The organism is Neoroseomonas oryzicola, from assembly GCF_012163135.1.
Lineage (GTDB): Bacteria > Pseudomonadota > Alphaproteobacteria > Acetobacterales > Acetobacteraceae > Neoroseomonas > Neoroseomonas oryzicola.
Genome location: NZ_JAAVUP010000002.1, coordinates 198093 through 216560, shown reverse-complemented (window position 1 = coordinate 216560; position 18468 = coordinate 198093). Strand labels below are relative to the sequence as shown.

The window sequence follows — 18468 nt, the reverse complement described above, 5'->3', positions numbered from 1 at the left end:
GGGCCGGCCTCAGACGTGCTCGACCACGATGCCCTCGATCACGTTCGCCGCATCGTCGAAGCGGTCCACGATCTTCTCGAGCTGGTCGAAGACCTCGCGGATGGCGAGGAAGCGGAGCGCGTCCTCCGGCCGGCTGCGGCGGAACAGCTCGGTCATGCCGGAATCGTGGATGTCGTCCACCTCGCCCTCGACGTGGCGGATCTGCTCGCAGAGCTCGTTGATGCGCGAGACGTTGGTGCCGATGGCGGACAGCAGCGGCACCGCTTCCCGCAGCAAGCCGGCGCAGCGCTGGATCGCGTCGCCCATGCGCCGGGCGTCGTCGTGGAACTCCGTCATCTCGAACAGGACGATCGCCTTCGCCGCCTTCTTCATCTGGTCGATGGTGTCGTCCATGTGGCTGATCAGCGTCTGGATGTCGCCACGGTCGAAGGGGGTGACGAAGGTGTGCCGGACGGCCTGGACGACTTCGCGCGTAATGGCGTCGGCATCGTCCTCGGCGCCGAGGACGGCGGGGTAGTGCCGCTGGACCGCCGCGCCCCCGTCCAGCATGGCGCGCAGCTCGCCCGCACCGCGGACGACGGTATCGGCATGCCGGGCGAACATGTCGAAGAAATCGTCCTCACGCGGCATGAGGCGGCGGAACAGGTTGAAGATCAAGGAAGGGCCCTCGCGGCATCGGCGGAACGTCGCTGCGGCAGCGAGATCGGCAGGATCGCTCCCGGGCCACGAGCCGCCGCACCACCGCGACGCCTTCTTATCCCGCCAACTGCGCCACCCACAACCGCTCCGGGTGCCATCATCTTGCGCCGCAGCAACGGCTGGCCGACCATTCCGCCCTCACGCTGCGAGGTCCGCCATGCGCCGCCGCCCCCTCTTCGCCGCCCTGCTCGCCGCCCCGGCCCTCCTGCCGCGGGGCGCGGGCGCCCAGGCCAGCCGCGCCGCAACGCTGCGCGTGGTGCCCGAGACGCTGACCACCATCTTCGACCCGCACTTCACGACCAGCTTCACGACGCGGGACTTCGCCTACCTGGTCTACGACACGCTGTTCGCTGTGGACGACCGCTGGCAGCCGCAGCCCCAGATGGTCGAGCGCTGGACGAAGACGCCCGAGGGTCGCGACTGGACCTTCACCCTGCGCGAGGGACTCGCCTTCCACGACGGCACGCCGGTGACGGCCGAGGACTGCACCGCCAGCCTGCGCCGCTGGGGCGCGCGGGATTCCCTCGGTGGCTTCCTCATCGCCGCCACCGAGACGCTGGAACCCACCGATGCGCGGTCGTTCCGCCTGCGCCTCTCCCGCCCATTCGGCCTGGTGCTGGAGGCGTTGGCCAAGCCCGGCGCCATGGTGCCGATGATCATGCCCAAGCGCCTCGCCGAGACCCCGCCGACGCGCCCGGTCACCGAGCCCATCGGCTCCGGCCCGTACCGCTTCGTCGCCGGCGAGTACCGGCCCGGGGAACGCATCGTCCTAACCCGCAACGCGGCCTATGTGCCGCGCGCCGAGGCCTCGATCTGGGCCGCCGGCGGCAAGCGGCCGACCTTCGAGCGGATCGAGATGATCGCCATGCCCGACGTCTCGACGCAGGTGAGTGCCCTGTCGACCGGGGAGGTCGACTACCTCGAGCGGCTGCCCGCCGACGTGCTGCCGGCGCTCGAGCGCAACCGCAACGTCCGCATCCAGGTCGTCTCGCCCTTCGGCTACCAGGGCATCCTGCGCTTCAACCACCTGCAGCCGCCCTTCGACGACGTGCGCGTGCGCAGGGCGGTGATGCTGGCGGTGAAGCAGTCGGACTACATGGCGGCGGTGTCCGGCCGGCCGGATTTCGCGCGCGACTGCCTGAGCATGCTCGGCTGCGGGACGCCCTACGAGACCACGGCCGGCATGCCGGCCGCGACCGATTTCGAGGCCGCGCGCCGTGCGCTGCGGGAAGCCGGGACGGATCTCTCCCGCCCCGTCGTCATCCTGCATCCAGCCGATGCGCCGGGCATAGCCGCGCTCGGGCTGGTGACGCAGGACCTGCTGACGCGGCTCGGCTTCCGGGTCGACCTGCAGTCGATGGACCTCAACACCTTCTTCGGTCGCCGCGCGCGGCAGGACGGTTGGAACGTCTTCCACACCACCAACACCGTGCCGGACATGCAGACGCCGCTGCAGAACCCCTTCCTCAACGGCGCCGGGCGGCAGGGCGGCTTCGCCGGCTGGCCGGAGGATGCTGGCGTCGAATCCGACCGCGCCGCCTTCGCCGCCGCCGCGGACGAACCGACCCGCAAGCGCATCGCCGAGGACCTGCATCGTCGTGCCGCCGAGGACGGCTTCTACATGCCGCTCGGCCAGTTCGTCGGCGCCTCGGCCTGGCGGTCGGAGTTGTCGGACGTGCCGACGGGCCCGGCCATGTGGCTGTGGAACATCCGGCGGGGACGCTGAGCATGGGCGCGCTGCTGTCCTACTCCGACTGGCTCGACCTGGTGCCGAAGGTCGAGCTGCACTGCCACATCGCCGGTGCGGTGCGCGCGACGACGCTGCACGAGATCGCCGCGGCCAACGGCGTGGCGCTGCCCCGCCCGGCCGAGACGCTGTACCAGTGGAAGGATTTCTACGGCTTCCTCGAAGTGCTGCGCCTCGGCGCGCTCGCCGTGCGGCGGCGCGAGGATTTCGAGCGCGTCGCCTATGAATGCATCGAGGACATGCACCGCCACGGCAATGCGCGGCATGTCGAGATCTTCTTCAACCCGCACTACTACGCCCCGAACGGCGCGACCTACCCGCTGATCGTCGAAGGCCTGGCCGCGGGGCTGGAACGCGCCGAGCGCGACTTCGGCGTCTCCTCCCTGATGATCGCCTGCATCGACCGCAGCGTCTGCGTCCCCAGCGAGGCGCTGGAGATGCTGGACTGGATCCGCGCGCATCCGCATCCGCGCGTGGTCGGCGTCGGCCTGGACGGCGCCGAGCGCGGCGGGCCACCGCTGGTCTGGCTCGAGGCCTGGCGACGCGCAGGGCGGATGGGCCTGTTGCGTACCGCCCATGTCTGCGAGGACAACCAGACGCTGTCCGAAGGGCCGCCGAGCCATGTCATCAACTGCCGGCACGCGCTTGGCTGCGACCGGCTCGACCATGGCTACAACATGCTGGCCGACCCGGACCTGGTCGCCCGCATGGTCGAGGACGGCACGCCCTTCACCATGGCCTGCTGGTCCTCGATCCTGCCGAACCGCATCCCGCGCCTGGATCGCATCAAGCGCATGGGCGAGGCCGGGCTGAACATCGTCCTCGGCACGGACGACCCGACCATGTTCGCAACCACCATCGGCCATGGCTGGCGCGTCGTGTTCAACCACACCGGCTGGGGCGTGCCGGAAGCGCGGCGGCTCAGCCTCGCCGGCGTGGAGGCCAGCTGGCTGCCCGCCGACCGCAAGGCAGCGCTGCGGGCCGAGTTCGCCGCGGCGTTGGACGCGCTGGAGCCACGCCTGGATCCCGCCGACCGCAGCATCGACCTCGCGATCGAGCGCCCCCGGCCCGCGGACGGATAACCATCGATTCACGCGACCGCACGCAGTCTCTCCCGGGCAGCGGCCTTGGGAGACTGCATGCAGGATTCGGCTTCGGGGGACGCCGCTGCGCTCTGCGCGGCGGCGCTGGAATCGATGCGGCAGCACGCGCTGCCGCCGACGCCGGTGAACTACGCCGTCTGGTTCGAATTCCACGCAGGCCGCAATGCCGGGCTGCGGCGCGTGCTCTCGGTCGCGCTGTCGAACCGGCGCGCCATCGACAGCTACATGATGGCGGAACTGCACGAGCTCTTCCTCGCCGATGGCGCCGAACGCCAGGCTGCGCGGGAAGCACGCGTCGCGATGCGGGCGGCGGCCGAGCGAATCCTGGAAGCCGGCGCCGATGCCGCCCGCTACGGGGACCGGCTGAACGCCGCCGCGGTCGGCATGGAGGCCGGAGCGCAGGGCCTCGCGACGCTGATCGCCGAGCTGGCGGCGGAGACCGCGGCGCTGTCGGTGCGCTCGGCGCGGCTCGGGGAGGAACTCAATGCCTCCGGGGAACGCATCGCGGAGCTGGAACGGCAACTCGCCGCGGCGCACCAGGCCTCGCTGACCGATGCGCTGACCACCCTGCCCAACCGCCGCGCCTTCGACAGCATGGTGCTGGAACATGCCGGGCGGGCGATGAACAGCGGGGAGGCGCTCTGCCTGCTGATGATCGACATCGACCACTTCAAGCGGGTGAACGATGCCTGGGGCCATGCGGTGGGCGATGCGGTGATCCGGCTGGTCGCCGCGACGCTCGCGCAGACGCGGCCCGACGCGGCCCGCGCCGCGCGGTATGGCGGGGAGGAATTCGCCCTGCTGATGCCCGCCACGCCATTGCCGGACGCCGCGGCGCATGGGGAAAGACTGCGGGCGATGCTCGCGGCGCGGCGGATCAGCCTGCGCGCCAATGCCGAACCGATCGGCAGCATCACCGTTTCGGTCGGCATCGCGCGCTACGAACCGGGCGAGGCGATCGATCGCTGGATCGAACGTGCGGATGCCGCGCTCTACGGCGCCAAGCGCGACGGGCGGAACCGCGTCGTCGTGCTGGAAGCGGCGGCCGAGGCCCTCGCCGCCGCTTCCTGACGCGGCGCCTCAGCGCACCAGCGGGCAGCCGCCTTCGGCAAGCGGGCGGAAGGCCTGGTCGCCTGGGATCGCCTGCGCGACCTCGAGCAGGTCCCACTCCCCACGGTTCTGCCCCGGACGCTTGACGCGCATCAGGTACATCTCGCGGATCACGCGGCCGTCGATGCGGATGGAGCCGTTGCGCGTCATGAAGTCGTTGATCGGGATCTCCCGCATCTTCGCCATGACGGCCGGTGCGGCGTCGGTGCCGGCCGCCTGGATCGCCTTGAGGTAATGCGTCACCGCGCCCCAGGTGCTGGCCTGGAAGGCGGTGGGCGGACGCCCGTGGATGCGCTGGAAGCGCGTCGCGAAGGCCCGCGTCTCGTCGTTCTGGTCCCAGTAGTAGGGCTCGGAATAGACGAGGCCCTGCCCGGTCTCGAGCCCGATGGACTTGATGTTGGTCAGCGAGCAGTTCAGCGCCGCCGGCTGGATGCCGCGCCGTAGCAGGCCGAACTCGCCCATCTGCTTGGCGATGTTGATCATGTCCGCCCCGCCGGCGCAGATGCCGACCACCTCGGCGCCCGAGGCCGCGGCGCGCACCAGGTAGGAGGAATAGTCCGTCTCGCCCAGCGGCGCCCGCGCGCTGCCGGTCACCGTGCCGCCGAGGCCCTGCAGGATCTGCGAGGCGTTCTGCTCGAGCGAATGGCCGAAGGCGTAGTCGGAGGTGAGGAAGAACCACTTCTTCCGCCCATTGCCGACGAGCGCCGTCACCGGTCCCTTCGCGGCGGAGTAGTTGTCGTAGGTCCAGTGGATGCCGTAGGGCGAGCAATCCTTGCCCGTCAGGTCCGTCGTGCCGGCGGCGATCGGGACGTCGATGCGCTGGCGCTCGCGCGAGAGGTTCTGCACCGCCAGCGCGACGGCGGAATTGCCGAGGCCGAAGATGGCGTCGACCTTCTCCTGGTCGTACCAGCGCCGTGCGATGGCGAGGCCGACATCGGCGCGGTTCTGCAGGTCGGCGTAGACGACCTCGATCGGCGCGCCGTGGACGCGGCCGCCGAAATCCTCGGCCGCCATGCGCGCGCCGACCACGTCGCCCATGCCCTGCTGGTCGGAGAAGACGCCTGACATGTCGTCGAGCACGCCGATCTTCACCACCCCGTCGGAGATCGCCGCCTGGGCGCGCACGGGACCCAGCGTCGGGATCGCCAGCGCACCGGCGCCGGCGAGAAGCATCCTGCGGTTCATCGAATTCCTCCCTTGTCGTTCCTGGCCCCGGGCGTTGGTGCCGGGCCGGGGTTCTCAACGCCCCGGTCCCGGCCTGGACTTCACAGGCTCAGGCCGCGGGCCTGCAGCGCCTTGAGGAAGTTCGGCTCCGGGTTCGGCAGCGGCGGCAGGTCCCAGGACCCGGTGCCGATCGGGCGGATGTCGCGGTCCACCGGCACTTCCACGAGGTAAGGGCGGTTCGCCTTGATGGCGGTCTGGATGGCGTCCTCGACCTCACCCGCATGCGTCACGCGGTGGGACGGCACGCCGTAGGACTTCGCCATCAATGCGAAGTCGGGGCTGTAGGGCTCGCCGCTGCGCTGGATCTCGAAGGCTGTCGCCAGTTCCCGCCCGCCGAACATGCCGTGCTGGATGTCGCGGATCGAGCAGAAGCCGTTGTTGTTCCACACCACCCAGACGACGGGGATGTCGTATTCCACCGCGGTGGCCAGCGCATGCGGCGTCATCAGGAAGGACCCGTCGCCGACCACCGCGACGCAGGGGCGCTCCGGCGCGGCGAGTTTCGCACCCAGGATGCCCGAGGTCGCGAAGCCCATCGCCGCGAAGCCCCAGGAATGGATCAGGTGGCGCGGGCGCAGCGTGTCCATCAGCTGGATGATCCAGTTGTGGTGCACGCCGACGTCGGAGGCCACGACCGCGTCCTCGGGGATGGCGCGCGACAGGGCGCGCATCAGGCGCTCGGGGCGCAGCGGCATCTGGTCTGAGTCCGCCAGGCCGCCCTGGTATTCGCGCCAGACCTGGCGGCCCTTGTCGAGACGCGCGATCCACTCCGCGATGCTGCGGCCCGGGTTCAGTCGCGGCCGCGCGGCCTCGATGAGGAATTCGAGGCTCGCCCGCGCGTCGCCGAGGATGCCGTATTCCGCCGGGTAGTTCCGCCCGATCTCGGAGGGATCGATGTCGATCTGGATCAGCCGCGAGGGCGGCACCGAGAGCGTGTAGCCGTCGAGCCAGGCGCTGGTCGCGCGATCGTCGAAGGAGAAGCCGATGGCGAGGATGACATCCGCATTCCGTGTCGCGTCGTTCGCCGCATAGGCCCCGTTCCGCCCGATCGCGCCGAAGGCCAGCGCGTGGCGGTCGGGGATCGCGCCCTTGCCGTTCGGACTGGTGACAACCGGGATGCCCGTGAGTTCTGCGAAGGCGGTCAATGCATCGGAAGCATGGCCGATCAGCACCCCCTGCCCCGCGATGATCACCGGCTGCTTCGCGCCGAGGAGCAGTTCGAGCGCCGCGGTCAGCTCCTTCGGGTTGCCCGGCGCGGCGTTGACGATGCGGCTCGTCGCACCGCCATGCGCGCGCACATCCGTCTCCTCGACGAAGACATTCAGCGGCACATCGAGGTTCACCGGACCGGGACGCCCCGAGGTCAGCATATCCCAGGCCTGCGTCACCGCGAGCGGCACCATGTCCGCGCGCGTCGGCTGGAAGGATCGCTTCACATAGGGACGGACCACGGAGGGGAAGTCGCCCTGGAAGTGCCGCCCCGATTCCTGGAAGGGCCCGCGGTTGAACTGGCTCGTCGGCACGTTGCCGGTGATGGCGAGGAAGGCCGAGGAATCCATCATCGCCGCCGCCAACGCGACCACCAGGTTCGCCGAGCCAGGCCCGCAGGAGGTGAAGGTCGCCACCGGCTCCCCCTTCACCTTGTAGTAGGCGTCGGCCATGTGGCCGGCGGATTGCTCGTGGTGGGTCGAGATGGTGCGGATGCGGTTCTGCGCCTTGAAGGCGGCATCCATGAAGCCGGTGATGCCGTGGCCGCAGAGGCCGAACAGGTAGGGCACCTTCTGCTTCACCAGGTGGTCGACGATGATGTCGGCGCCGTTCATCAGCGCCTGCTTGCTGCTACCGTCCATGGTCGTTTCCTCTCGTCTCGTGTCAGGCGGCCGCCATGGAGGGGCTGCCGAGCATGCGTGAGATGCGCAGCGCCGTGGCCTTCACCTGCGGGATCAGCGCGGCGACCCGCGAAGGATCCATGCGCGAAGCCGGGGCGGAGATCGCGAGCGCGGCGGTCGGCCGGCCCGCATGGTCGGTGATCGGCGCGGCGACGCAGCGCAGGCCCGCCTCGATCTCCTCCTCGTCCTGCGCATAGCCGTCGAGGCGAACGCGGTGCAGGCGCTCGCGCAGCGCCGACGGCGTCGTGATGGTGTTCGCCGTGAAGCGCGGCAGGCCATGGGCCGCGACGACGGCATCGACCTCGGCATCCGGCAGGTAGGCGAGCAGCACCTTGCCCAGCGCGCTCGCATGGGCGGGGCTGCGCTTGCCGACGGTGGAGTGCATGCGGACCGCGTGCGTGCCCTCGACGATCTGCACGGTGACAACCACGCCGTCATGCAGGATGCCGACATGCACCGTCTCTCCGGTGGTTTCGGCGAGATCCTGCAGCGGCGGCAGGGCCTGCCAGCGGAGCTGCTCGTTGCGCACGGCCGCGGCCCCCAGCGCATGCAGCCTGAGGCCGAGTGAATAGCGCCCGGTCCCCGCGTCCTTCGCCAGGTAGCCGAACTGCTCGAGCGTATGGAGCACGCGGAAGATCGTCGCCTTGTTCTGCCCGAGATGGGCGGCGAGGTCGGCCAGGCCCCAGGAATCCCGCGCGGCGAAGCAGTCCAGCACCTCCAGCCCGCGATGCAGCGAGGCGAGCAGGTAGGGGTCCTTCGGGCTGTCCGGGGCGGGTTGGTCGGTCGGCGCCATGGCGGTTTCCAGTCCGGGGCAGGCGATCCTGAATCGCCTGCCGAAATGCGTTACCAACCTTGATACACTTGACGCGCAAATCCGAAAAGCGTTTCGCTATACGTAACACGCAAAGGGCGGCGACCAGCCGCCAGGCTCGGGAGGAACGATCGGATGAAGCGCCTTTTCGCCGCCGCGGCGGCACTGCTGCTGGGCTGCGCCGTGCCGGCGCGCGCGCAGGATTTCCCCAACCGCCAGATCAGCATGATCGTCGTCTTCGCCCCGGGCGGCGCGACCGACGTGCTGGCGCGCATCGCCGCGGAGCACATGTCCCGCACCCTCGGCCGCAGCGTGGTGGTGGAGAACGTCTCGGGCGCCGGCGGGACGATCGGCGGGGCGCGGGGCGCCCAGGCCGCGCCAGACGGCTACACGCTGACGGTCGGCAGCCTCGGCAGCCATTCGGCGGCGCCTTCCATCTACCGCTCCATCGCCTATGACCCGCGCGAGCTGCAGCCGATCGGGCTGATCGCCGGCACGCCGCTCTATTTCGTCGTACGAAACGGCTTCCCGGCGCAGACCATGCAGGAATTCCTCGCCCATGTGCGGGCCAATCCCGGCCGCGTGTCGAACGGGCATGCGGGGATCGGGTCGACCAACCACCTGGCCTGTGCGCTATTCGCGCACCTGACCGGGGCGCAGTTCAACAACATCCCCTATCGCGGCGAGGGTCCGGCGGTGAACGACATCGTGGCCCAGCAGGTGGACAGCGCCTGCGTGCTCGCCCCCGCCGCCGTGCCGCAGATCCAGGCCGGCACCATGCGCGGGCTGCTGACCGCGGCCGCGACGCGCAACCCGAATGCGCCGAACGTGCCCTCGGCCGCCGAGGCCGGCGTGCCGGACTACATCTTCCAGGGCTGGAACGCGGTGTTCGCGCCGCGCGGCACGCCCGCGCCGGTGGTGGCGAAGCTGGACGGCGCGCTGCGCGCGGCCCTCGCCGACCCCGCCATCCGCCAGCGGATCGAGGCGCTGGGCTCCATACCCGCCGCGCCCGACCAGCAGGGCCCCGAGGCCCTCGCCCGGCTGGTGCGCAGCGAGGTCGACCGCTGGTCCACCGTGGTGCGCGCCGCCGGGATCGAGCCGCAGTAGCGGCTAGACGGCGAGGTCGCTCGCCAAGTGGAACAGGCAGTCCCCGCGCTTGGTGCGCGCGGGGATGCGCTTGCACATGACGATGCCGGCGGCCTTGAAGGCGATCTCGACCGGCGGCAGCCACGGTGTCTCAGGCATGTGGATGCGCGCGGCGGAGGTGCCGGGTGCGACCGTGTCGCCCAGTTCGACCAGCGGTTCGAAGACGCCGTTCTCGGGCGCATAGACGTACATCTCGGGTCCGCGCACATCGAGGAAGCGCGTCGGTGCCGGGGGTTCGACGAAATGCGCCTGCCCGAGGATGCCGAGATGGACGAGCAGGTTCCGCAGCCCGCGCTCGGCGATCGCGAGGCCTGACGCGTTCACCGCCCCCGCGCCGCCCAGTTCCGTGCCGAGCGCGATCTTGCCGCGCCGGTCCGCGCCGGACCCGAGCGTCTGGTCCCCGCCCTGTCCCTGCGCGCCGCCCTGGATGTAGGTGTAGGGCGCGCCGAAGGCCCGCAGCGCGGCGAGCTGCTTCTGGTACAGCGCCGGATCGGCGGACTGCTTGGCCAGCGCCGTCGGGATGTAGTTCAGCGACGAGCCGCCGGAATGCAGGTCAATCACCAGGTCAGCGAGCGGGATGAGCTCGCTGTCGATGTAGTGCGCGATCTGCCGCGTCACCGTGCCATCGGGGTCGCCGGGGAAGATGCGGTTCATGTTGAGGTCGTCGATCGGCGAGACGCGGCGGCCGATCAGCGCCGCCGGGTAGTTCGCCATCGGCATCATGATGACGCGGCCCTTGATCATGCCGGGCTCGAGCCACTTGATCAGGTTGGTCAGCGCGACCTGGCCTTCGTACTCGTCGCCATGGTTGCCGGAGGTGAAGAGCGCTGTCGGCCCCTCACCGTTCTTCACCACCACGATCGGCACGGGCAGGAAGCCGTAGGCGGATTCATGTGTCGAATGGAACAGGCGGATGAAGCCTGTCTGCTTGCCATCCTTCGCAAAGTCCACTTCCGGGACCAGGCGGGACTTCCGTTGTTGGGACATGGCGTTCCTCAGGTATCGGTCAGGTGGCAGGCGACCTGGTGGCCCGCAGCGGCTTCGCGCAGCTCCGGCGCGCGTTCGCGACAGACGGGCATGACGTGCGGGCAGCGCGTGTGGAAGCGGCAGCCGGACGGCGGGTTGAGCGCCGAGGGAATGTCGCCCGCGATCCGCTGGCGCCGGCCGCGCGACCGTTGCGCCGGATGCTGCGCCGGCACCGCGGCGATCAGCGCCTGGGTGTAGGGGTGCAGCGGCGCGGCGTAGATCGTCTTCTTGTCAGCGACCTCGACCACCTTGCCGAGATACATCACCGCCACGCGGTCGGAGATGTGCCGCACCACGGACAGGTCGTGCGCGATGAACAGGTAGGTCAGCCCCATCTCCCGCTGCAGGTCCTGCAGCAGGTTGACGATTTGCGCCTGCACCGACACGTCGAGCGCGGAGACCGCCTCGTCGCAGACGATCAGCCGCGGATGCAGGACCAGCGCGCGGGCGATGCCGATGCGCTGGCGCTGGCCGCCCGAGAACTCATGCGGGAAGCGGTCGAGCGCGCGTGCCGGCAGGCCGACCTTGCCGAGCATCTCCGTCACCTTGCGGCGCGTCTCGGCGCCGGGGCGTTCGCCATGGATGACAAGCGGCTCGGCGATGATGTCCTCGACGGACATGCGCGGGTTCAGCGCGCCATAGGGGTCCTGGAAGATGATCTGCATGGACCGGCGATAGCCGCGCATCTCCATCCGGCCGATGCGGGTGATGTCGTTCCCGTCGAAGGTAATGGTGCCGGAGGTCGGTTCGATCAGCCGCAGCAGCAGCCGGCCGAGGGTGGACTTGCCGCAGCCGGATTCGCCGACCAGGCCCAGCGTCTCGCCGGCGTTGATGGTGAAGGAGACCTCGTCCACCGCCTTGAGCGTCGCGGCCTTGCGCAGGCCGAAGAAGCCGCCGCCGCCGACCTCGAAATGCTTGGACAGGCCGGTCGCGGTGACCAGGGGCGTGGTCATGCCGGCGCGAGCTCCTTCGCGCGGAAACAGGCGACGGCGTGGGCGGGCTCCAGCAGCTCGAGACCCGGGATTGCTTCGGAGCAGGCCGGCAGCGCGTGGCTGCAGCGCGGGGCGAAGCGGCAACCCGGCGGACGGCGCGCGGGTTCGGGCAGCGTGCCGGGAATGGCGACCAGGCGCGGCTTGTCCTCGGTCAAGGAGGGGACGCATTCCAGCAGGCCACGCGTATAGGGGTGCAGAGGGCGGTCGAAGACCTGCGCCACCGGTGCTTCCTCAATGACCCGCCCGGCATACATCACCAGCACCCGGTCCGCGGTCTCCGCGATCACGCCCATGTTGTGGGTGATGATCATGATCGCCATGCCGAACTCGTCGCGCAGGTCCATCAGCAGGTCGAGGATCTGCGCCTGGATCGTGACATCCAGCGCTGTGGTTGGCTCGTCCGCGATCAGCAGCTTCGGATTGCAGGCGAGCGCCATGGCGATCATCACGCGCTGGCGCTGCCCGCCGGACATCTGGTGGGGATAATCGTCCAACCGCTTCGAGGCGGAGGGAATGCCGACCTTGTCCAGCATGTCGATCGCGCGCTTGCGCAGATCGGCCTGGGACAGGCGCTCATGCGCGGCGATCGTCTCCATGATCTGGTCGCCGATCGAGAAGACCGGGTTCAGGGAGGTCATTGGCTCCTGGAAGATCATCGAGATCCCGGGGCCGCGAATGCGCTGCATGTCGCGATCCGACATGCGCGTGAGGTTCTGGCCGTTGAACACCACTTCGCCGGCGGCGACGCGCGCCGGGGGCTGCGGCAGCAGGCCCATGACGGTGAGCGCGGTGACCGACTTGCCCGAGCCGGACTCGCCGACGATGCCGAGGATCTCCCCTTCCTTCAGCGAGAAGGAGACCTCCTCGATGGCGTTCACCTCGCCACGTCCGGTCATGAAGGCGGTGGTCAGGCCGCGGACCTCGAGAAGATTCACTGCTGGATCCTGAGCCGCGGGTCGAGCACGTCGCGCAGCCCGTCGCCAAGCAAGTTGAGCCCCATCACCGTGATCATCAGCGCGACGCCGGGGATGGTGATGATCCAGGGGGCCTCTCGCATGAAGTCGCGGCCCTCGGCCATGATGTTCCCCCAGGTCGGCGTCGGCGGCACCGCACCGACGCCGAGGAAGGACAGCGTCGCCTCGCTCAGCACCGCATAGGCGAACAGGAAGGAGAGCTGCACGATCATCGGCGCCATGGCGTTCGGCAGGATGTGATGGCGCAGGATGCGCCAATGCCCCGCGCCGGCGGCGACCGCGGCCTGCACGTATTCCATCTCCCGCAGCACGATGACCGAGGAGCGGACGATGCGCGCGGTGCGCGGGATGTAGACGATCGACAGCGCCAGGATGACGTTCAGCGTCGAGGGCCCGAGCACGGACGTCACCGCGATCGCGAGCAGGATGGCCGGAAACGCCATCAGCGCGTCGTTGACCCGCATGAGCGCGTTGTCGAGCCGCCGGAAATACCCGGCCAGCGCCCCGATCAGCGTACCGAACACCGCGTTTAGCCCGACCACGGACGCGCCGATGATCATCGACAGCTGTGCGCCCCAGACCACCCGCGACCACAGCGAACGTCCGAAATTGTCGGTCCCGAACACCCAGGCCTCGCCGGGCGGGAGGAACTTGTTGCGCATCGACAGGCGCTGCGGATCGGCCGTGGTGATCCAGGGCGCCGTGATGGCGATGACGGCGATCACGCCGAACAGAAGCAACCCGGTGACGAACAGGCGATGCCGGAACAGCCGCCGCAGCGTCGCCCGCGCGGGGTGCTCGCGCTTGAGCGCGATGCCTTCGGCGTCCGCGACGTCACTCATAGCGTACCCGTGGGTCGAGCACGGCGTAGAGCGTGTCCACGGTGATGTTCACCAGCACGAGGAAGGTCGTGACCAGCAGCAGCCCGCCCTGCACCATCGGATAGTCGCGGCTGAGCACCGCCTGTGTCAGCAGCTGGCCCATCCCGGGCAGGGAGAACAGCGCCTCCGTCACCACTGCGCCCGAGAGCAGCAGGGAGACGATGATGCCGACCACCGTCACGATCGGGATCAGCGCGTTCGACAGCGCGTGCTTCAGCACCACCTTGCGCTGCGGCAGCCCCTTGGCGCGCGCGGTGCGGATGTAGTCCTGGCGCAGCACCTCCAGCATCGAGGACCGCGTGATGCGCGCGAGCAGCCCCGCCTGCAGCAGCGCGAGCGAGAAGGCCGGCATGGTCGTGCTCGCCAGCCACCCTGCCGGATCCTGGCTGAAGGCAACGTAGCCGCCCGAGGGCAGCCAGCCGAGATGCACCGCGAACAGGATGATCATCAGCAGGCCGAGGAAGAAGTTCGGCACCGAGATGCCGATCATCGCGAACATCATCGCCGCCTGGTCCACCCAGGAATTCTGCCGCAGCGCCGCGACGATGCCGCTGGCGATTCCGATCAGCAGGGTGAAGACCAGGGCATAGAGCGACAGCCCGATCGTCACCGGCAGCCGTTCCATCGTCGCGGCGAAGACGCCCTTGCCGAGCAGCAGCGACTTGCCGAGGTCGCCCCGCGCCAGCCCCTGATAATAATCCAGTAGTTGCATGTAGATCGGCTGGTCGAGGCCGAGGTCGCGGCGCAGCTGCTCGATCTGCGCCGGCGTGGCGGAAACCCCGGCGATGGCAGCGGCCGGGTCGCCGGGGATCAGCCGCATCAGCCCGAAGGAGATCAGGCTGACGATGAGGAGAACCGGGATCGCGCTCAGCAGGCGGCGGAAGGCGACCCCGGCCATGGCGTTATCGCTGGACCCACACGTTGGAGAAGCGCGGGATGCGGAAGGGCACGAAGCCCTGCACGTTGGACCGCACCGCCTGCACCTTGGTCAGCGATCCGAAGGGGATGGCGTAGACCCGTTCCAGCACCAGGCGCTGCATGGTGGCGAAGGCGGCCTGGCGGGCTTCGGCGGAACGCTCGTTGTTCATCGCGTTCCACGCCGCCATCACCTCCGGATCGTCGCGGTCGTCCCGCGGGCGATAGGCGGCATTGGGGCTGACCAGGAACTGCATAGTCGCGAGCGCGCCGAGCGCCGGCTGCGTGCCCCAGCCCGAATGGTAGAAATGCCATTCGTCGCTGTTCAGCCGCTGCGACATCTGCACCGAGGTCGGCCAGTCCACCACGCGCAGGTTCGCATTGATGCCGATCGCGCGCATCTGCTGCTGCATGACCAGCGCCGCATTGTACATCGGCGGATAGTCGCGGTTGGTCAGGATGGTGATCGGCTCGTTGCGATAGCCGGATTCACGCAGCAGCGCGCGGGCGCGCGCCTGGTCGTTGATGTTGTACGTCTCCTTGCCGGCGTCCGTGTAGGCGGGACGGCCGGGGAACTGGAAGCCGACGTTCAGGCGATAGTTGCCGTCCGTCGCCGCATCCATGATGTCTTCCATGCCGAGCGCGGCCTGCACCGCGCGGCGGAAAGCCAGGTTGTTGGTCGGCGGCGTCGATGTGTTGGGCAGCGCGATCTGGATCCACCAGTTCTCGAGCGGCAGGATGGTGATGGCGCTGTTGCGGCGCAGCGCCTCGACCGAACGGGTCGGCACGTCCTCCACCGCATGCAGCGCGCCGGTCTCGAGGCCGGCGACGCGGGCGGAAGCCTCGGTCACGATGCGGAAGGTGACGGTGTCGACGCAGGCGACGCGATAGCCGCCGAATCCGGTCCGCTGCTCGAAGGCCGTGTTCGGCTGGTAGCCGTCGAAGCGGCCGAGCCGCGCATGGCTGCCCGGTGTGAATTCCAGAAGCCGGAACGGCCCGGTGCCGACCGTGCGCAGCTGCTGCCGTTCGTCGTTCTCGTGCTCGGAGGGAATGATGACGATCGGCACCGAGAAGGAAGACAACGCCTCGATGAAGGTCGGCTGCACCTGCTTCATGCGGATGACGAAGGTGTGCGGGTCCGGTGTGTCCCAGCCCGCCACGTTGTCGAGCGTGCTGCGCTGCAGCCCGATGCGGTTGTAGCGGTTGAAGGAGGCCGCGACATCGGCCGAGGTCATCGGCTTGCCGTTGTGGAAGGTGATGCCGCGGCGCAGCCGGAAGGTGTAGGTCATCCCGTCCGGCGCTTCCTCCATGCTCTCAGCGAGCTCGAGGATCGGGCGGTTGTTCTCGTCGCGCGTCATCAGCGATTCGTAGATGTTCATCGCGATGTTGCGGGTCGAGATGGTGCTGGACGTCATCTGGTCCAGCGAGTTCACGTTGGCTTCCTGCCCGAAGACGATGTCGCCTCCGCGCGACGGGCATTGGAATGGTGCCGCGAGGGCCGCCGCCGGCAGGCCAAGGCCCACCGCGAGGATCGAGGACGCAAGACGAGAGCGCTTCATGAGCACCATCCCCCGGAAAATGCGTGATCCACCCGAATTGCGCGAAGCGTCCGACGCGATCCGCGGCCTGTCAACCGGGGATGATCGTCATTGCGCTGCGAAACGGCGCAGCACGTTCTCCATGATGCGGCTGACCGGGCCCTGGAAGGCGCCATCCTGCCAGAGGCTGCCGCACCAGGTGATCGATCCGGTGGCGAAGACGGCGCCACCGCCGGGTGTTTCGAAGTAGACGATCTCGGCGCGCTTCAGCGCATCGGGCTTCTCGCCGGTGACGGTCGCGATGTGCGACAGCAGCTCCTCAGGCACCGTGACGAAGGAGGCCGGTGGATCCTCGGACCGCGCGAGGATCGCCGTGCCCTCCGGCGTGCCCAGCGCGAAGTCGGCCCGGTCCAGTTCGAAGCCGGCGGCGCCGCCGCCCGACAGGCCGTAATCGCCGAAGGTTTCGCCCTCCACGCCGTCGAAGATCCAGGCGTGGCGCGGATCGCGCGCGAGCGGCAGCAGGCGGTAATGCGTGCCCTCGAACAGCCCCTGCCCCGAGAAGCCGACGCCGGCGAGCATCTGCGGCGGCCGCCGGTTGCGCCGCCACAGCCCGCCATAGGCGCCATCGGTCTGGTGCCAGTATTCGCCAGGCTCGGCCGCCCAGGCACGGATGCCGCCCTCGGCCCGGCGCAGTTCCATCACGCCCGGCAGCGTCTGCGTCACCGCGATGCGCCAGTAGAAACCGTTGCCGCCAAGGTACATCAGGCGCCCGCCGTCCCGCGTGTAGGCGGCCAGCGCATCGAGGGTCTGCAGCGTGTGGTATTCCGGGTGAGAGCCCGTCATCACCACGCTGTAGGGCTTCAGCAGGCCGACGCCTTCCTCGTGCAGGTCCTCGTCGGTGATGACGTCGAAGGCGATCCCCCTCGCCTCGAGCCAGGCAAGCAGGTGCGTGTCGGCCGGGTAATGCCGCAGCCCCGACCCGCGCGCATCGTTGAAGGTCAGGAAGCCCGGCCGCATGGTCAGGATCGGCCGCAGCCGCGACGAGAAGGCGATGCCGCTGCCGTCCGGATGCTTGTTGTAGGTGGACCGTCCGTAGATCGGAAAGTCGTCGGGATTGTGCGGATAAGCGCCCCAGGCCGCGACGCGCGCCTTGTACGCCGCATCGGCATTGCCGCGCGCATGGTTGGCATAGGCCTGGTAGGTGAAGGTCGAGGCCAGGAAGGCGACCCTCGCCTGCGCCTCCCCGCGCGGCGGCAGGATGTAGAGCGGCAGCCAGTCCTCTCCGCCCTCGCAGGTCAGGTGCAAGGCATAGGCGCCGCTGCGGAGGCCGGCCGGCACCTCGAAGGCGAAGTCCGCCTGCCAGCCGCAATCGCCAAGGTCGTCGGCGTGGAAATGGATCGCGGCGTAGTCCGCCGGCGCGTGGCGCCAGCACATCTCGCGCCCTGACCAGCGCGCGCCGACCACCGCGCGGGTCGGGATGTTCACGAGGTGGCCGTCGCAGGCCTGATCGCCGATATCGAGGATGCGCTGCGTCGGGATGTCGCGCGCGAAGTCCCAGCCCGCGATCGGCGCCAGCGCGGCGAGCGTCGCGTCCGGATGCGGCCAGGCGTCGCGATAGCCCTCGAGCAGGGCGGGATCCTCGATCTTGCCAGTGAAGTGGTTGGACGGCTGCGGGGCCCCATTCGCCGCGATGGTGATGCGCCCGCCGCCCGGCGGTATCCGCAGGCCGGGCACCACCGCGGTCGCCACCGTCGCCGCGCCGCCGTCCAACGGCGCCACGCCGACCGCGACGCGGCCGGTGCCGGGATCGGCGCTCAGCCAGACGCGATACCAGCGGCGCAGGGCGGGCGCGCGTCCGGTCGCGACGACGACGGCCTGCGCATCCGCGCTCACGATGCCCGTCACGCCGTCGCGCCCGATCGCCAGGGTGGACGCAACGCCCTCGGCCACTTCGCAGAGGATCGTCGCCTCTCCCGGCGGCAGGGCGGCCATCCAGACCAGCGCCGTCCAGGTGAGCGGCCCGGCCGCGCGGCGCGGTGCGCGCGGCACCACCGCGTGGGATCCAAGCCGGATCGGCTGCCGACGTCCCGCGAAGGTTACGTCGAAGCGCTGCGACAGGTCCTCGAAGCGCAGCCCCGGACCGGCCGGGTTCGGATCGCCGGAGATCACCCGCACCAGACGCGCCCGCGCCGTCCCGCCGTCCCGCACGCTCACATGGGCCGTGAAGCGTTCGCCGGGCCGATGCGAGAAGCGGTCGAGGTAGCCCGTGATCGGCAGTTCGGCGATCGGCAGCGGCGGGGACATGGCGGCACTCCTCGGCGGCGGGTGCGGCAGCGTCCGGCGATGCGGCGCGCGCGTCAACGCCACCCCCCATTGGCGCCGCCCCGCGGATCGTGCCAGCCTTGCCCCGGCA

15 protein-coding genes are annotated in these 18468 nt (G+C 69.7%); 4 read left to right on the top strand and 11 right to left on the bottom strand.

Annotation, left to right across the window (positions count from 1 at the left end; all coding sequences use genetic code 11):
* Nucleotides 1-9: 9 nt before the first annotated feature.
* Nucleotides 10-657 carry a DUF47 domain-containing protein gene (locus tag GWK15_RS07515; protein WP_209442087.1) on the bottom strand — a complete coding sequence of 216 codons (648 nt, stop codon included), beginning with the start codon at nucleotides 655-657 and terminating at the stop codon, nucleotides 10-12.
* A 199-nt stretch (nucleotides 658-856) separates the two neighbouring features.
* Here GWK15_RS07515 and GWK15_RS07510 point away from each other — a divergent pair, with 199 nt between their 5' ends.
* Genes GWK15_RS07510 through GWK15_RS07500 form a run of 3 tightly spaced genes read left to right on the top strand, consistent with a single transcriptional unit; the run spans nucleotide 857 to nucleotide 4620 of the window.
* A complete protein-coding gene (locus GWK15_RS07510) occupies nucleotides 857-2425 on the top strand; it encodes an ABC transporter substrate-binding protein (RefSeq protein ID WP_168040679.1) in 1569 nt (522 codons plus the stop codon).
* A 2-nt stretch (nucleotides 2426-2427) separates the two neighbouring features.
* The gene (gene add / locus GWK15_RS07505; RefSeq protein WP_168040678.1) at nucleotides 2428-3528 is read left to right on the top strand and encodes an adenosine deaminase; all 1101 of its coding nucleotides are present in this window, start codon (nucleotides 2428-2430) and stop codon (nucleotides 3526-3528) included.
* A 57-nt stretch (nucleotides 3529-3585) separates the two neighbouring features.
* Nucleotides 3586-4620 (top strand): GGDEF domain-containing protein, encoded by a 1035-nt coding sequence (locus tag GWK15_RS07500; protein ID WP_168040677.1) that lies wholly within the window; start codon nucleotides 3586-3588, stop codon nucleotides 4618-4620.
* Nucleotides 4621-4629: 9 nt separating this feature from the next.
* Here GWK15_RS07500 and GWK15_RS07495 read toward each other — a convergent pair whose 3' ends face one another.
* From GWK15_RS07495 to GWK15_RS07485, 3 genes are all read right to left on the bottom strand, one after another.
* Nucleotides 4630-5844 (bottom strand): ABC transporter substrate-binding protein, encoded by a 1215-nt coding sequence (locus GWK15_RS07495; RefSeq protein WP_209442086.1) that lies wholly within the window; start codon nucleotides 5842-5844, stop codon nucleotides 4630-4632.
* Nucleotides 5845-5924: 80 nt separating this feature from the next.
* Nucleotides 5925-7733, bottom strand: a complete 1809-nt coding sequence (locus GWK15_RS07490) for a thiamine pyrophosphate-binding protein (RefSeq protein WP_168040676.1) — start codon at nucleotides 7731-7733, stop codon at nucleotides 5925-5927.
* 22 nt (nucleotides 7734-7755) lie between these two features.
* Nucleotides 7756-8565 (bottom strand): IclR family transcriptional regulator, encoded by an 810-nt coding sequence (locus GWK15_RS07485; protein ID WP_168040675.1) that lies wholly within the window; start codon nucleotides 8563-8565, stop codon nucleotides 7756-7758.
* Nucleotides 8566-8718: 153 nt separating this feature from the next.
* Between GWK15_RS07485 and GWK15_RS07480 the strand changes: the two genes are divergently transcribed.
* A complete protein-coding gene (locus GWK15_RS07480; RefSeq protein WP_168040674.1) occupies nucleotides 8719-9690 on the top strand; it encodes a Bug family tripartite tricarboxylate transporter substrate binding protein in 972 nt (323 codons plus the stop codon).
* Between the two features lie 3 nt (nucleotides 9691-9693).
* On the opposite strand, the gene GWK15_RS07475 is transcribed toward GWK15_RS07480, so the two are convergent.
* From GWK15_RS07475 to GWK15_RS07445, 7 genes are all read right to left on the bottom strand, one after another.
* Complete coding sequence (locus GWK15_RS07475) at nucleotides 9694-10716, bottom strand: succinylglutamate desuccinylase/aspartoacylase family protein (RefSeq protein WP_168040673.1); 1023 nt, start codon at nucleotides 10714-10716, stop codon at nucleotides 9694-9696.
* 8 nt (nucleotides 10717-10724) lie between these two features.
* Complete coding sequence (locus tag GWK15_RS07470; protein ID WP_168040672.1) at nucleotides 10725-11708, bottom strand: ABC transporter ATP-binding protein; 984 nt, start codon at nucleotides 11706-11708, stop codon at nucleotides 10725-10727.
* Nucleotides 11705-12682 (bottom strand): ABC transporter ATP-binding protein, encoded by a 978-nt coding sequence (locus tag GWK15_RS07465; protein WP_338147208.1) that lies wholly within the window; start codon nucleotides 12680-12682, stop codon nucleotides 11705-11707. Before GWK15_RS07465 ends, GWK15_RS07470 begins: the two co-directional genes overlap by 4 nt.
* Nucleotides 12679-13563, bottom strand: coding sequence for an ABC transporter permease (locus tag GWK15_RS07460; RefSeq protein WP_168040671.1), 885 nt, complete (start codon nucleotides 13561-13563; stop codon nucleotides 12679-12681). The genes GWK15_RS07465 and GWK15_RS07460 overlap by 4 nt, the downstream gene beginning before the upstream one ends.
* A complete protein-coding gene (locus GWK15_RS07455; RefSeq protein ID WP_168040670.1) occupies nucleotides 13556-14500 on the bottom strand; it encodes an ABC transporter permease in 945 nt (314 codons plus the stop codon). The genes GWK15_RS07460 and GWK15_RS07455 overlap by 8 nt, the downstream gene beginning before the upstream one ends.
* A 4-nt stretch (nucleotides 14501-14504) precedes the next feature.
* A complete protein-coding gene (locus GWK15_RS07450; RefSeq protein WP_168040669.1) occupies nucleotides 14505-16076 on the bottom strand; it encodes an ABC transporter substrate-binding protein in 1572 nt (523 codons plus the stop codon).
* An 87-nt stretch (nucleotides 16077-16163) separates the two neighbouring features.
* Nucleotides 16164-18359, bottom strand: a complete 2196-nt coding sequence (locus GWK15_RS07445; protein WP_168040668.1) for a N,N-dimethylformamidase beta subunit family domain-containing protein — start codon at nucleotides 18357-18359, stop codon at nucleotides 16164-16166.
* Between the last annotated feature and the right edge of the window lie 109 nt (nucleotides 18360-18468).

Excerpts from the sequence above, each read along its gene's own strand:
- GWK15_RS07450 (WP_168040669.1), bottom strand. The coding sequence starts at position 16,076 with ATGAAGCGCTCTCGTCTTGCGTCCTCGATCCTCGCGGTGGGCCTTGGC.
- GWK15_RS07495 (WP_209442086.1), bottom strand. The coding sequence starts at position 5,844 with ATGAACCGCAGGATGCTTCTCGCCGGCGCCGGTGCGCTGGCGATCCCG.
- GWK15_RS07490 (WP_168040676.1), bottom strand. The coding sequence starts at position 7,733 with ATGGACGGTAGCAGCAAGCAGGCGCTGATGAACGGCGCCGACATCATC.
- GWK15_RS07475 (WP_168040673.1), bottom strand. The coding sequence starts at position 10,716 with ATGTCCCAACAACGGAAGTCCCGCCTGGTCCCGGAAGTGGACTTTGCG.
- GWK15_RS07470 (WP_168040672.1), bottom strand. The coding sequence starts at position 11,708 with ATGACCACGCCCCTGGTCACCGCGACCGGCCTGTCCAAGCATTTCGAG.
- GWK15_RS07510 (WP_168040679.1), top strand. The coding sequence starts at position 857 with ATGCGCCGCCGCCCCCTCTTCGCCGCCCTGCTCGCCGCCCCGGCCCTC.
- GWK15_RS07500 (WP_168040677.1), top strand. The coding sequence starts at position 3,586 with ATGCAGGATTCGGCTTCGGGGGACGCCGCTGCGCTCTGCGCGGCGGCG.
- add (WP_168040678.1), top strand. The coding sequence starts at position 2,428 with ATGGGCGCGCTGCTGTCCTACTCCGACTGGCTCGACCTGGTGCCGAAG.
- GWK15_RS07455 (WP_168040670.1), bottom strand. The coding sequence starts at position 14,500 with ATGGCCGGGGTCGCCTTCCGCCGCCTGCTGAGCGCGATCCCGGTTCTC.
- GWK15_RS07445 (WP_168040668.1), bottom strand. The coding sequence starts at position 18,359 with ATGTCCCCGCCGCTGCCGATCGCCGAACTGCCGATCACGGGCTACCTC.
- GWK15_RS07485 (WP_168040675.1), bottom strand. The coding sequence starts at position 8,565 with ATGGCGCCGACCGACCAACCCGCCCCGGACAGCCCGAAGGACCCCTAC.
- GWK15_RS07460 (WP_168040671.1), bottom strand. The coding sequence starts at position 13,563 with ATGAGTGACGTCGCGGACGCCGAAGGCATCGCGCTCAAGCGCGAGCAC.
- GWK15_RS07480 (WP_168040674.1), top strand. The coding sequence starts at position 8,719 with ATGAAGCGCCTTTTCGCCGCCGCGGCGGCACTGCTGCTGGGCTGCGCC.